Below are 12,843 nucleotides of genomic sequence, written 5' to 3'. Positions count from 1 at the left end.
ATGCATCATGGCTGCTCCTGAACAGACACTCGCGCTGGAGGTGCGTGATCCTCCGCCGATATCCACCCGCGAAACTGGCTCACGCAAACGTCCGCACGGCACACTGCGATGGTGGCGTTACGCGGGGTTCGCGTTGCCCGTGGCATTCCTCGCTGCAATCGAAGCGCTGGTGCGGACCTCTGTCCTGCCGATGCATCTCGTGCCCGCGCCCAGCGCCATCATGCAGACACTGTGGGATCTGGGTGGCGCACGCGTGGCGCGGCACATCGGCGCGAGTGTCGCGCGCGTCTACGCAGGCTTTGCGCTCGGCGCGGGGCTCGCGTTGCTGATTGGCGCGGCGATGGGCCTGAGCCGCCGTGTCGATGCGCTGCTCGACCCTACGTTTCAGGCACTGCGCGCGATTCCGTCGCTGGCGTGGGTGCCCATTCTGCTGCTCTGGATGGGTATCGATGAAGCGCCGAAGATCACCCTCATCGCGATTGGCGCGTTTTTTCCGGTGCAATTGAGCGTCGTCGCCGGTATTCATGGCGTGGACCGCAAGCTGATCGAATTCGGCGAACTGCACCGGCTGACTGCACGCGCCATGTTCACACGCATATTGCTGCCCGCGTCGATGCCACAGATTTTCACGGGTCTGCGCACCGGGTTGAGTCTCGCCTGGATGTTCATGGTCGCCGCCGAACTGATCGCCGCGACGCGCGGCCTTGGCTATCTTCTCAGCGACGGACGCGAGACGGGCAGGCCGGACCTCGTGTTCGGCGCGATCCTGTTGCTGGCACTGCTGGGCAAACTGAGTGACGGCGCATTCAAGCTGATCGAAAGGCGTGTGCTGTCGTGGCGTGATGCGCGCCATGTTTCGGGAGACACACCATGACATTGCCGTCGGCGTCTTTGCTGGAAGTGCGAGGGCTAACACGGCGCTTCGGCGCGCGCACCGTATTCGAGCACGTTTCGTTTGCGCTCGCGCGCGGCGAGATCGTCAGTCTGGTGGGGCCGAGCGGTTGTGGCAAAAGCACGCTGCTGCGGGCGATTGCCGGCCTCGATGCGCACACGGACGGTTCCGTGTTGCTCGAGCGGCAGTTGCAGCGTGGCCCTTCTGACCGCATCGGCATGATCTTTCAGGAGCCGCGGCTGTTGCCGTGGCTCAGCGTAGCCGACAACATCGCGTTCGCCGCTGGATCGCGGCGAGGCAATGATCCGCGTGTCGATGCGCTGCTGGCTGAAGTCGGCTTGCCGGGCATTCGCGACGCGCTGCCGAAGCAGTTGTCCGGCGGCATGGCGCAACGCGTCGCACTGGCGCGCGGGCTATTTGCCGAACCCGATCTGCTCTTGCTCGACGAACCGTTCAGCGCCGTAGATGCGATCACACGTGCGCGCCTTCAACGCGTATTGCTTGCGTTGACGCAGGCGCACGGCACGACGGCTTTGCTCGTCACGCATGATCTCGATGAAGCATTGCATCTCTCGGATCGCGTGCTCGTGCTATCACCCGCAGGCGACGATCGGCCGAGCCGCATGGCACGCGATATCCGTATCGATGCGACGCGGCCGCGCGATCTGCGCGACCCCGCGATGAATGCATTGCGCGACACGCTGCTGGAAGGCATCGCGACAACTGCTGTCTAGTGACGATGTGCGGGCATCAGGCGCTTAGGCGCTGGCCGATGTTCGCATCGGCATTTGCGTCACGATAGTCTTCTCCATCGATGTCATAACCCGACGGCTCCCAGCGAATCGCCAGCAGCACCAGCAGCGACGTCAGCGGCGCAATGGCGATAACCCAGAACACCTTGGTGCCGAGCGCGGCTGCCAGTACGGGAAACAGGAACAGCGAAACCGTCGATGCCGTGCGCACCAGCGTCTGATTGAACCCCACACCAATGCCCCGCAGCGACGTCGGATAACTGAGCGACGCGTAGGTCATCGAATGGGAACCGGGTCCGAAGCCTTGGCCGAACAGATAGCCGCCCAGCAGCAGGATCGCAACGACCACCAGCACGCCGCCGCTCGGCTTGCCAATGAGCGCCAGTCCGATCAGGGAGGCAAACTGCAGCGAATGCCCGAGTACCGTCATCTTCCATGCGCCGTCCGTGGGCGCGGTGCGTACGCCGATCAGACCGCCTACGAAGGCAAACACCAGATTGAGTGCGAGCGAGGCGACGATCGTCGTCAGTGGTCCTTGCGCGAAGAAGCTCGTGATGATGACAGGCAAGCCGAAGATGATCGCGTTGTAGCCGAACGATGACGCACTGCCGATCACGGCAGCGAGTATCGTGCGCTTGCGATAGGTCGCGTTGAACAGCACACCATAATTGCGCCACGACGCGCGGCGCGGCTGTGCAACGGCTGCTGTGCTTCGCTCAACGACGACATCGACGCCCCAGGTTCGCTTCAAGATGCGCGCTGCGCCCTCGAGATCGCCCTGGTTGGCGGCCCACACGGGCGATTCGCTGATGTAGCGGCTGCGCACGAGGATGATGACGATGGCGGGCACTGCACCGAAAGCGAGCGTGAATCGCCACAGCCAGCCGAGATGATGCTCGGGCAAAACAGCGTAGAGCCCGAGTATCAGCAGATAGCAGGTGCTGGTTGCCGCATACCAGGCGGGGCACCACGCGGCGACGCTTGCGGCCTTGTTGCCTTTTCCTGCCACGCGGGAGAACTCGGCGAGAAACGCCATCGCGACGGGGAGATCGAGGCCGACGCCGAAGCCCATCAGAAAGCGGGCGGCACCGAGCACCCACGCATTAGGTGCGAGACCGGCTGCAATCGCCGCGACGACGAAGAACAGCATGTCCGCCATGAACACCCGATACCGGCCGATCCGGTCGGTCAGATAACCGCCGAATAGCGCGCCCAGAATCGCGCCGAAGGTGATCGCCGATGAAACGAAACCGACCTGCACGGGCGTCAACGCGAACTGCTTCGCAATGTCCTTGATGCCGTAGGCGAGTGAGGTCAGATCGTAGGCGTCGAGAAAGACGCCGCCAAGTGCAATCGCGATCACGATGCGGGCATTGCTGCCTTCCGCTGCGCCAGCGTTGACGATGCGCGATACGTCCTGCGCGGAACGGATCGTGACGGGTGCGGCAGACGCCTGCTGCGTAGAAGCGTCCGCAGGGGAGGAAGGAATAGCGACGGTAGACATGGTCAGCATCGAGGCATGAAGTCGAAGATCCATGCATGCTAGCGACGCCATTCCCGTCTGTTAAACGACGAATGCGTATATGCAAATTGCCGGAAACTGGATTGCACCAGGCGGTCGCACGCATCGGCATGACGCATAACTTCCAGGAGGGTAGAGCGCGAGATCGTGTGCGTGTACCGAGTGTAGTCTGCAATGCCAGGAATTTGCCGCGATGGTCTCTCAAATCAATCAGAACCTGTAGTTAGCCCGATCGATCAGCGTCTGAACTCTGCGCAGCAACCTTCGGGGTGCCATAGCCATCTCAGGATCGTAGTAGTGAATGATCAGGGATCGACGCTCTCCAGTCGAAACGTTGAGGTTATGGTGAAGCGTGATAAAGCCATTGAATATATATACGTTGCCAGGCGTGCAAGGGATTCTCACGTATCCTCGAAGGATCTCGTCGGATGCAATGACTATGCGCCGAAGCGCGAGGGGAAGGCGATGCTCGACAAAAAGCCAGCTCTTGATCACGAAGTGGGATAGGGCTGAAAATCGTTGCCGCTGTTTCAGCCGGACTACGAGATCGCCGTTTTTTTTGTCTTCGCCCACGGTCTGCAAAGAGATGAGCAAGGTGAGGACATGCGAATCGAAATGCCGCAGGTAGCTCTGAAATGGCATGTCGCGGTTCACGCAGCGCAAGACATAGAGTGGATCACTATGCGGTTCATGACCAAACGTGCTTGTGTACCAGTGTCGCGCCGATGCGCGCACGTTGGCTTCCATCGTAGAGAATGCATGTGTGGTTCGTAGCAACTCGGCAAACTGTCTTGCCAGATCGGACGCGCGGCGGCCATCTCGTGGTCGCCATCCGTCGCGCTCAATGTTGATCGTTTCGTTTAGCTGTGCGAGAAGACGCGATGGCACAACATGTTCGAAGGTACTGACGGGCACAACCTGTGTTGCCTGCCATTGAGCCGTCATAGCACCCCCGGTGTGAGTAGTCTTCTTCCCGAATCCGCTATCTGCGTCGACGCATCGGCGACGACATCCGATGATTTCGCCTCTTGCTGACCCATTAAAAATAATATCGATAGACGTATTGACGTCGGACAATCTATGTGAAAAACGCGACGCGGTAAGCCGGCGGAGAATCGCTATATAAACTATTTATTTTCCATGCACCTTTAAATTTTCACAGATCATTCATTAACAGATGGTGAGCCTGCTGATGATTCATTTCACCTGTCAATTATTATGATTTAAAACCTCGATACGTATTATCGTAAGTCCAATAAAAGACCTGCAGAAAGCAAGGCGTCAAGAGTGATGGCCGTGCGCGCAGGCGGGATGCAAATATCGGAAGATACTTCACCAGGAATGGGTCGATGCATCGCTCAAGGTCTGGGCTGCGGGTGTGAAGGCACCTGGCGTGCTCGATGGCCTTGACGGGCTGGAGTCGAATGAGGCCAATCAACTGATTGTGTTGCCTTCGCTCCAGACCACGCTTGACCCGTCTATTTTTGCTCTGGGCGATTGCGCGAGCATGTCGATATCGACATCGAAACGCGGGCTGCCTCCGACGGCTCAGGTCGCCCATCAACAAGCAAAGCACCTGTGTGCTCATATTCCGCGGCTGCTGTCCAATGGTGTGCCGGTTCCGGGATTCCAGTATCGGGATCTGGGTGCACTTGTATCGCTTGCGGACTACGATGCTTTTGCTTCGCTGGGACGGCTAGGATTGCTTCGCGGCACGACGTTTCGCGGTGACCTGGCCAGGTTGAGCCACGCAATGCTTTATCGGGCACATCAGGCAAGGTTGCATGGACCTTTGCGTGGGACCTTGCTTTGGGCTGTCGATGTGCTGGGTTCGCTGGCCAGGGCTCCGGCCCAGATGGGGTGAGGTTGTGCGGGCGAGACATTTGTCTGTAGACGCTCGATCCGGCCAGGAAGGGACGTTCGACCAATGTCCGCGACCGTCTGGTCATCGCAGGACAGGAGACGCGCACCGCGGACGCAATAGCGTGTCTCACCTATACGCGTCGACTTCCCGGTCGTCGATCTACTGGTGGTGTAACGAATCGCGCGCACGGTTCACACTTTTCCGCGATCAAAATCACTGCTTCCGCTTGCTTCTTCGTTCGATCGGTGCGGAGTGTCGCCCTTGAGTGCGCGGTGACGCCATTCGCCTGGCGTCATGCCCATGCGCTCGGTAAAAACGCGGCGAAAAGCAGATACTGACTGATACCCAACGAGATCGGTAACGGACTCGGTGGATGACGTAGTCTTCCTTAGCGCGTTAGCAGCGGCGCCAACACGAATATCGGTCAGCAGGTCCATTGCCGAACGGCCCAGGCTTGCCTGGAATTGCCGCATGAACGTAGCGCGCGACATACTGCAGAGTCCTGCCAATTCGGGAAGCGTCCATCCTCGAGCCGGGTCGTTGAACATTGCCGCGGCCGCAGGTGCAAGCCTTGGGTGAGCGCCAAGCGCCAGCATTCCGGTGCGGGCCTCACCAGCCTCACTGGCAACCCGCAGCGTCAACGCAAACATTGCAGAGGAAAGGCCATTCAGGATTGCGCCGCTCCCCACTTCATTGTCTATCGCTTCGGCCCGCATTAGCGCGACGAGTCGACCCAGACGTTCCGCCTGCGGCAGCTTCCTTGCTGCAATGTTGACATCTTCGGAGTGAATCACGAGCTCCGACGGCAGATAGCTCCGGATCAGGCGGTCATGCGGCGGTGAGACCAGAAAGCGTCCGCATAACATATCGAATGCGTCGCCGTCCCCGCCATTTTCGCTAATCAACAGACACCCTGATGTGCGTACTTTGGACGGCATCGGGAGCGCGCCGCTACCGTCTTGCAGTTTGTGCGCCGAGCCATGGGGCAATAGCACGATGTCGCCTGCCTGTATTTCGCAGGTCGCTCCATTGTCGATGTTCTCGAATACCGCTCTGCCAGTCAGGACGACGTGATACGGCATTTCCTGAGCCGCAGCCTGAGGATATTCGAGGATCCACGGCGCTCCCATCATGCACCGGACTTCCATCTTCCCGGTGACGGTCGTGAGTTCCATGAAACGGGTGAGCCAATCGATCTGTTGCATATCGGATGCCTCGTGAATAGTGGTAATGCGACGGGTATTCGGCGCTTACTTGCTGTTTTCTGCTAATTCGATAAGGCTGCCCCGCAGTCGCATCGACGGCAACGGCCGGTCCGTTTCGTTGGACGTCACTCGGGAGCGACGCACATGAAGCATGACGATGTGCGCCGCCCCAGCGGCTGGGGCTAACCGGCAAGACGATAAGTAAGAGGCGCGAGCCTTTTATGATCAGACCGTGACAATGTTCGTAACGATCTCGATGTTGCCACGCACAGACTTCGAATACGGACAGATCTGGTGGGCCAGACGTGCGATCGACTCGACGACTTCCGTTGAGAGCCCAGGTACGCGGATAGTGAATTGAGCGCCGAGAAACCACGCGGTGGCGGTCTGCCCGATGTTGCCCTTGACGTCTACGGAATAGTCCAGTGGCAGCGCAACCTTCTTCAGTGAGGCAGCCATCCCGAACACTGTGGTGTAGCAGGCCGACCACGCACCCGCGAATAACTGCTCGGCTGTCGGATGCGGTTCGGTACCGATGAGCTCAATGGTTTCAACTCCGGGCGCCGAAAGGGTGAGGTCATAGACGCCAAACTCGCCGCGCTGCAACTCGGGTGCGCGATTCACCGTGCTGTGGGTGTTGCCTGAGGCGAGGACTTTCTCGATCTTTTCCATGATGAATACCTGTGTAAATAAGACGGCTTAAGTAACGTTTATCTGGTTAGCATGCGTCGCTTCCATGTAGGGAATGCCTGCATGTAAAGCGTATAAGATTTAATCGCATACGATATTAATCACACGGAGATGACGACTTTCCGTTCCAATCACGCCGTAATGATGTTCAAGGCTACCTCGATGTTCCCGTGCACGGCTTTCGAGTACGGGCAGATCTGGTGGGCCAGTTCGGCGATTGCCTTGACGACTTCGGGTTGCAGGCCAGGCGCGCGTACAGTGAACTCGGCACCCAGACAATGGCCGTTGCCGACCTCGCCGATGCTGACCTTGATGTCCAGGGAATAATCGGCAGGCAGTGAGATTTTCTTGAGCGATGCAGCGATTTCGAATGCGCTGATGTAACAGGCCGACCATGCCCCAGAAAATAACTGCTCGGCTCTCGGGTGTAGATTGGTGCCGATGAACGCGCGGCTTTTGTCGCCAGCTGCTGACAGTTCGAGATCGAGTACACCGTGTTCACCGCGCGGGACATTGGGATCGTGATTGATCGTGGCGTGGCTGTTGCCTGAAAAGAGGACCTGTTCAATCTTGTTCATGATGGCTTCCTTCGATGTGTGGATAGGAGCCCACACTTTAGATTGGGGTGTTGCGCTTGCCGAGTCGTGAACGGGTCAAACGGCTCCTCAAAAGGATCAACTTATACAAGGGTGCCATCAACTAGCGGCCTTACCAGGCGGTTTTGCTTCCCGTTGACTGTTTGTATGCTGAAGCCGCCCACGGGGTGCGGGCACGACGACTGGAAGCCTGCATCTGTGCACCGTGAACGTTGAACCTGGCACGACCGACTGGCTGTGGATGAACGGAAAAGTCCTTCCCGTGGAGCCACTACTGCGTGAGCTTCTCAAAGGTATGCTCCACGATGGCCACGACTACGAACCGGGCAGCCGCACGGCCCTTGCGGTGCCTTTCCTGCTAAAGATGCTCGAAGAAGCGCCGGCGCTGGGAGAAGAGGGGCTGCCTCTGCCGCACGACGCGAAGTTGCTCGCCATTTGCGAGCACATGATGACGGAGCCGGCCACTGACTACACGCTTGACCGCTGGGCCGACGAGATCGGCACCAGCGGCAGAACGCTTGCGCGACATTTCAAGGAAGAAACGGGCATGAGCTTCGGGCATGTGCTGGCGTGACTCAGGTCGCACTGGATCTCGACTACAGTACGCCGAGCGCCTTTGCTGTGATGTTCCGGCGACTGTTCGGCGCGTCGCCGCAGCAATATATGTCGTCCAGTGGCGGATAGCCGTAAGTAGCGAGATTCGCGCTACGCGGTTGTGTTTAGAGCCCTGGACCGACACATATCAGGGCGCCGAACATTCCAAATAGCGAGCCGATCACGATGCTAGATATTGCTGTGGCGGACTGCCGGTGATCTGGCGAAACATCACGATAAACGCGCTCGCGCTGCTATACCCAAGGTCACTCGCGACACGTGAAAGCGGCTGGCCGAGCGTCAACCTCGTGATGGCCTCGTCCACGCGCAGGTGCTGCCGCCACAGCCCAAACGTCATGCCCGTCTCTTCCTTGAAGCGGCGCGCAAGCGTGCGGTCGCTCGCTCCCAGCCGCGCGGCCCAGAAATCGAGTGGTGTATCGCCGCCGGGGTCGTTCATCATGTGCTCGCAAATCGTCACGAGCCGGGCATCGGTTGGCAGAGGGACGCCGCTCTCCGGCAGGGTCGCCGCTTCGGCGATAACCTTGATCAGCAGCGGCGCGGAAAGGGCAGCCTGACTGGAAGGCAGATAGTTGGGGCCACCTGCGCTCAGGTTCAGAACTAGCTCGCGCAACAACGGCGACGCCGACAACGCGAGTGGTGCGTCCCAGGACCATTCAAATGCTTCGGGTTCGATCGACACGTTGCACAGTTCGAGTGCGCCGACCGCATGCAATTCGTGATCGATGTCCGACGGCAGCCACAGGGCTCGCGATTGAGGCAGCGTCCAGGTACGCTGCGGCGTCAGCACACGAACCACACCGTTTATTGCCAGTACCAGTTGCCCATGATGATGCTGATGCCACGAGATGCGCTCGCCGTGCCTGTGACGAGTCACATGCGCGAGTACGCTGCGCGACAGCGGCAACTGCGCCATCGGATAACGCTTCAGTAAAAAATCTTTCATCTGTTCCTCTGTGCCGCGTACAGCCTGCGGCCAATCGACGGATAAATGTCGAATAATGGACATATTTTGTCAAAAAATCGACATCGATTGTCGGCATTTCGTTTCTCGAAACCGATATTCTCCTTACGCATCAACCTTTGAGCCGCACATCGCGAGAAATAAGGAATGAGTCTCATTCGCCCGTCGGAAACAATCTTACCCGGAAAGATTGCAATACACACCACGTCGCCGAGGCGCGGGTGACGCTGATCCTGTTCCTGTTCAGAAGCGCCCGTTGGCTGGTGCTGATCGCGCTGGCGACGAGCGTCGTCAGCGGGCTCGGCAACGCGGCGCTGGTCGCGCTGATTAACCGGGCGCTCGCCGCGCCGGCGTCGCAGTTGTCCATGCTCGGGATGCAGTTCGCAGGCGTCGGTCTGATCGTGCTCGTCACGCGGCTCGTCTCGCAGACGCTTTTCATGTATCTCGGACAGCGCGCGAAAGCGACGCTCAGAATGCGGACGATCGCGCGCATCGCCAACGCGTCCTATGCGCATCTGGAGAAATACGGCGCGGCCCGCTCGCTCGCGGTGCTGACGCAGGATCTCGACGCGATCGTGGTGTTTTTCATCGGCTTGCCCGCCATCGCGATGCAAGGCGCGGTGATCGCAGGATGCCTTGTCTATCTGGGCGTGTTGTCCTGGCAAATCCTGCTGTTTGCGCTCGTGACGATTGGTATTGGATCGCTCGGATTCCACTATGTGAATGGCCGCGCGCTGTTTCTTTTGCGGGCGTCGCGTTTGCGCGAAGACGCGCTGGTCACGCAGTTTCGCGCGCTCTTCGATGGCGCGAAGGAACTCAAGCTGCATCGTTCGCGCCGCGAGGCTTTCGTCGGCGAAGCACTCGCGCCGCATGTCGAAGCCGTGCGCGTTCAACGTACTCGTGGCTATGTGCTGTACGCCGCTGCCGCCAGTTGGGGCAGCCTGATTCTGCTCGCGTTCGTGGGTGTGACGTTATTCGTGCTGGCGCACATCTTTACGGTCGATACGCACGTTATGTCGGGCTATGCACTGGTGTTTCTGTACATGATCATGCCGATCGAGAGTCTGCTTTCAGCGTTGCCTGGCATCGGCGGCGCGCGCGTTGCGCTCGAACGTATCGAACAGCTGAATGCGGACTTGCCGCTTGAACGGGCGAGTACAAGTCAGGCGCAGGCGGCGTTTCGCAGCATCCGGCTCGAAGCGGTCGTGCATCGCTATTTCCGCGAAAAAGAAAACGGGTGTTTCGCGCTCGGCCCCATCGATATGACGCTGCGCCCCGGTGAACTCGTGTTTCTCACGGGTGGCAATGGCAGCGGCAAGACGACGCTGGCGAAACTGCTCGTCGGTCTTTACGAGCCAGAAGAGGGCGCTGTGTTGCTCGACGGCCATCGCGTGGACGCGTCGAACCGCGAGCATTACCGGCAGTTGTTTTCGGTGGTATTCAGCGACTTCCATCTCTTCGATGCGCTGTTTGGACTGCCGCCCGAAAGCGAGCAACTGGCGCACACGCTGCTCGTCGATTTGCAGCTGGATCACAAGGTACGGATCGAAAACGGTGCCTTTACCACGCTCGATCTGTCGCAAGGGCAACGCAAGCGTCTCGCGCTGCTGGTCGCGTTTCTCGAGGACCGTCCGGTGTATCTGTTCGACGAATGGGCGGCCGACCAGGATCCTGTTTTCAAGGACGTTTTCTATCATCGCCTGTTGCCCGCGCTAAAGGCGAAGGGCAAAACAGTCGTCGCGATTACGCACGACGATCGCTACTTTCACCTCGCGGACCGGCAAATCAAGCTCGACTACGGAACCATTGTCGAAGACATTTCGCGCGACGGCGTTTCAATAGTGCAGTCAGGGCCGGCGGCGGTGTCGTCATGAATATGTTCGACAACGCGGCCACGCGGGCCTCGTCTCACACACAAGGGCAGTCGTCAGCCGGATCGACGATCGTGGCCGACCGTACGCTGCACGACAGCGCCGCGCCGCTCTATCGTCTGGAGTGCTGCACGTTTGCGCTCGGTGCGCGCACGCTGCTGCATCCACTCGACCTGACGCTGGAGGCCGAGCGTGTCTATGGTCTGATCGGCCACAACGGCTCAGGCAAATCGACGCTACTCAAGCTGCTCGCGCGACAGCTACAGCCCACAGGCGGCTCGATCGGGTTCGCCGGACGAGCGCTCGACGGCTGGCCCAGCCGCGATTTCGCGCGCGAAGTCGCGTATCTGCCGCAGCAACCGCCATCGGCTGACGGCATGCTGGTGCGCGAACTCGTCGCGCTTGGACGCTATCCGTGGCATGGCGCGCTCGGACGCTTTACGCAGGATGACGCGATGCGTGTCAACGCAGCGATGGAACTGACCGACGTCGTGCAGTACGCGGATCGCGCCGTCGACAGTCTGTCGGGCGGCGAGCGTCAACGTGCGTGGATCGCGATGCTGGTCGCGCAGGACTGCCGCTGCATGCTGCTCGACGAACCGACGTCGGCGCTCGATATTGGCCATCAGCTTGCCGTGCTGGACCTCGTTCGCACGCTGTGCGCGCAGCGCCGGATGACTGCCGTTGTCGTGCTGCACGACGTGAACATGGCGGCGCGCTTCTGCGATGAGGTGATCGCATTGCGCGAAGGCCGGATGTTGATGCGCGCCACGCCTGATCGACTGATGCGCGCCAACTGCCTCGAAGCCATCTACGGCGTGCCGATGCACGTGCTGACCGATCCCGTTGCTGGCCGGGTCGTGGGAGTGCCGCGATGACGTCGAAGCTCGGATCGCACGTACGTCGTCGCGTAGTGCGCGCGATGTCCGCTGGCGCGTTCATCGCGGCCTCGGGCAGGCTGCATGCGAGCGCTGCGACCGCTGGGACCGCTGCGGCTGTTGCGCCCGCACCGCATGCGACACCGCCGCGCCGCATCGTGACGATGAGCTGGGAGTTGACCGAGACGCTGCTTGCGCTCGGTGTCGCGCCCGTCGGCATGTCGCTGCCGCCCTGGTACACGCAGACCATTGTCGAGCCGCCGCTGCCCGCTGGCGTGGCTGATCTCGGCCTGCTGTATCAACCTAATTTCGAAGTGCTGCAAAGGCTGGCGCCGGACCTGATGATCATTACGCCTGGCCATGCGAGCATTCGCGGCGCCCTCGAACACATCGCGCCGACGCTCACGCTCGGCGCTTATATGAGCGATCCGCAACCGTATCAGAGCTTGCGTCGCGAGACCGTCGAGCTGGGTCGGGCGCTGGCGCGCGAGTCGCACGCTACGACCCTGCTCGACGCAACGACGCGCTACGTTGCCGGAGAAAAGGCGCGACTCGATGCGCAACCTGCATGGCGCGCATCGCCCGTGATCGTTGCGGATGCGGTCGACGATCGCTTTGTGCGCGTCTACGGCGCGGGCAGCCTGTTCGACGATCTGCTGCGCGAGATGAACGTCGCCAATGCCGTGCACCCGTCGAAGCCGGCCGGCCGCACGGCGTGGACGATGAATATGGCGGGCTCCGCACTCGTGCCTGTGCAGCGGCTTATGGACGCCGGGCTGGCCAGCGTGCTGCTGGTCGGCCCGGTGCAGCCGGCTGTGCGCGCCGGGTTGCTGCGCAATCCGTTGTGGCAGGCGTTGCCGGCGGTGCGCAGCGCTCGCTTGATGGAACTGCCCGTGATTGCGCCGTATGGCGGCCTGATATCGATGCAGCGTTTCGCACGGGCGGTCACCACCGCGCTCGCGCAGATTGCCGACGGGAGCGCGCAACGTGGATAGTC

General features: G+C 60.3%; 13 protein-coding genes. 7 read left to right on the top strand and 6 right to left on the bottom strand.

Going from position 1 to position 12,843, the window contains the following annotated elements; all coding sequences use genetic code 11:
• Window positions 1-7 precede the first annotated feature (7 nt).
• The gene (locus DK391_RS00165; RefSeq protein WP_109475958.1) at window positions 8-874 is read left to right on the top strand and encodes an ABC transporter permease; all 867 of its coding nucleotides are present in this window, start codon (window positions 8-10) and stop codon (window positions 872-874) included.
• Window positions 871-1,626, top strand: a complete 756-nt coding sequence (locus tag DK391_RS00160; protein WP_109475957.1) for an ABC transporter ATP-binding protein — start codon at window positions 871-873, stop codon at window positions 1,624-1,626. Before DK391_RS00165 ends, DK391_RS00160 begins: the two co-directional genes overlap by 4 nt.
• 16 nt (window positions 1,627-1,642) lie before the next feature.
• Here DK391_RS00160 and DK391_RS00155 read toward each other — a convergent pair whose 3' ends face one another.
• A complete protein-coding gene (locus DK391_RS00155; RefSeq protein WP_109476154.1) occupies window positions 1,643-3,148 on the bottom strand; it encodes an MFS transporter in 1,506 nt (501 codons plus the stop codon).
• Between the two features lie 228 nt (window positions 3,149-3,376).
• Window positions 3,377-4,111, bottom strand: a complete 735-nt coding sequence (locus DK391_RS44060) for a hypothetical protein (RefSeq protein WP_162600627.1) — start codon at window positions 4,109-4,111, stop codon at window positions 3,377-3,379.
• Between the two features lie 382 nt (window positions 4,112-4,493).
• On the opposite strand from DK391_RS44060, the gene DK391_RS00145 reads away from it, so the two are divergent.
• Complete coding sequence (locus DK391_RS00145; protein WP_109475955.1) at window positions 4,494-5,030, top strand: FAD-dependent oxidoreductase; 537 nt, start codon at window positions 4,494-4,496, stop codon at window positions 5,028-5,030.
• Between the two features lie 191 nt (window positions 5,031-5,221).
• Here DK391_RS00145 and DK391_RS00140 read toward each other — a convergent pair whose 3' ends face one another.
• The 3 genes from DK391_RS00140 to DK391_RS00130 all read right to left on the bottom strand — a co-directional run bounded on the left by DK391_RS00140 (window position 5,222) and on the right by DK391_RS00130 (window position 7,503).
• Window positions 5,222-6,235, bottom strand: coding sequence for an AraC family transcriptional regulator (locus tag DK391_RS00140; RefSeq protein ID WP_109475954.1), 1,014 nt, complete (start codon window positions 6,233-6,235; stop codon window positions 5,222-5,224).
• A gap of 225 nt (window positions 6,236-6,460) precedes the next feature.
• Window positions 6,461-6,907 (bottom strand): OsmC family protein, encoded by a 447-nt coding sequence (locus DK391_RS00135; protein ID WP_109475953.1) that lies wholly within the window; start codon window positions 6,905-6,907, stop codon window positions 6,461-6,463.
• 149 nt (window positions 6,908-7,056) lie between these two features.
• The gene (locus DK391_RS00130) at window positions 7,057-7,503 is read right to left on the bottom strand and encodes an OsmC family protein (RefSeq protein WP_109475952.1); all 447 of its coding nucleotides are present in this window, start codon (window positions 7,501-7,503) and stop codon (window positions 7,057-7,059) included.
• A 223-nt stretch (window positions 7,504-7,726) separates the two neighbouring features.
• On the opposite strand from DK391_RS00130, the gene DK391_RS00125 reads away from it, so the two are divergent.
• Window positions 7,727-8,095, top strand: coding sequence for an AraC family transcriptional regulator (locus tag DK391_RS00125; protein ID WP_162600626.1), 369 nt, complete (start codon window positions 7,727-7,729; stop codon window positions 8,093-8,095).
• 201 nt (window positions 8,096-8,296) lie between these two features.
• On the opposite strand, the gene DK391_RS00115 is transcribed toward DK391_RS00125, so the two are convergent.
• Entirely contained in the window at window positions 8,297-9,079 is a 783-nt protein-coding gene (locus tag DK391_RS00115; RefSeq protein WP_109475949.1) for a helix-turn-helix transcriptional regulator, read from the bottom strand.
• A 239-nt stretch (window positions 9,080-9,318) separates the two neighbouring features.
• Here DK391_RS00115 and DK391_RS00110 point away from each other — a divergent pair, with 239 nt between their 5' ends.
• The 3 genes from DK391_RS00110 to DK391_RS00100 are packed head-to-tail and all read left to right on the top strand — an operon-like array spanning window position 9,319 to window position 12,841.
• Window positions 9,319-10,971 carry a cyclic peptide export ABC transporter gene (locus tag DK391_RS00110; protein WP_109475948.1) on the top strand — a complete coding sequence of 551 codons (1,653 nt, stop codon included), beginning with the start codon at window positions 9,319-9,321 and terminating at the stop codon, window positions 10,969-10,971.
• On the top strand, window positions 10,968-11,846 hold the full coding sequence (locus DK391_RS00105; RefSeq protein ID WP_239482643.1) for an ATP-binding cassette domain-containing protein: 879 nt from the start codon (window positions 10,968-10,970) through the stop codon (window positions 11,844-11,846). Before DK391_RS00110 ends, DK391_RS00105 begins: the two co-directional genes overlap by 4 nt.
• Entirely contained in the window at window positions 11,843-12,841 is a 999-nt protein-coding gene (locus DK391_RS00100) for an ABC transporter substrate-binding protein (protein WP_204117261.1), read from the top strand. Before DK391_RS00105 ends, DK391_RS00100 begins: the two co-directional genes overlap by 4 nt.
• The last annotated feature ends 2 nt before the right edge of the window (window positions 12,842-12,843 follow it).

Source organism: Paraburkholderia sp. C35 (assembly GCF_003121405.1).
Taxonomy (GTDB): domain Bacteria; phylum Pseudomonadota; class Gammaproteobacteria; order Burkholderiales; family Burkholderiaceae; genus Paraburkholderia.
Note: the sequence above shows the minus strand (reverse complement) of the source record. Positions and strands in the feature narration are given on the sequence as shown.

Excerpts from the sequence above, each read along its gene's own strand:
- DK391_RS00165 (WP_109475958.1), top strand. The coding sequence starts at position 8 with ATGGCTGCTCCTGAACAGACACTCGCGCTGGAGGTGCGTGATCCTCCG.
- DK391_RS00160 (WP_109475957.1), top strand. The coding sequence starts at position 871 with ATGACATTGCCGTCGGCGTCTTTGCTGGAAGTGCGAGGGCTAACACGG.
- DK391_RS00155 (WP_109476154.1), bottom strand. The coding sequence starts at position 3,148 with ATGTCTACCGTCGCTATTCCTTCCTCCCCTGCGGACGCTTCTACGCAG.
- DK391_RS44060 (WP_162600627.1), bottom strand. The coding sequence starts at position 4,111 with ATGACGGCTCAATGGCAGGCAACACAGGTTGTGCCCGTCAGTACCTTC.
- DK391_RS00140 (WP_109475954.1), bottom strand. The coding sequence starts at position 6,235 with ATGCAACAGATCGATTGGCTCACCCGTTTCATGGAACTCACGACCGTC.
- DK391_RS00135 (WP_109475953.1), bottom strand. The coding sequence starts at position 6,907 with ATGGAAAAGATCGAGAAAGTCCTCGCCTCAGGCAACACCCACAGCACG.
- DK391_RS00130 (WP_109475952.1), bottom strand. The coding sequence starts at position 7,503 with ATGAACAAGATTGAACAGGTCCTCTTTTCAGGCAACAGCCACGCCACG.
- DK391_RS00115 (WP_109475949.1), bottom strand. The coding sequence starts at position 9,079 with ATGAAAGATTTTTTACTGAAGCGTTATCCGATGGCGCAGTTGCCGCTG.
- DK391_RS00105 (WP_239482643.1), top strand. The coding sequence starts at position 10,968 with ATGAATATGTTCGACAACGCGGCCACGCGGGCCTCGTCTCACACACAA.
- DK391_RS00100 (WP_204117261.1), top strand. The coding sequence starts at position 11,843 with ATGACGTCGAAGCTCGGATCGCACGTACGTCGTCGCGTAGTGCGCGCG.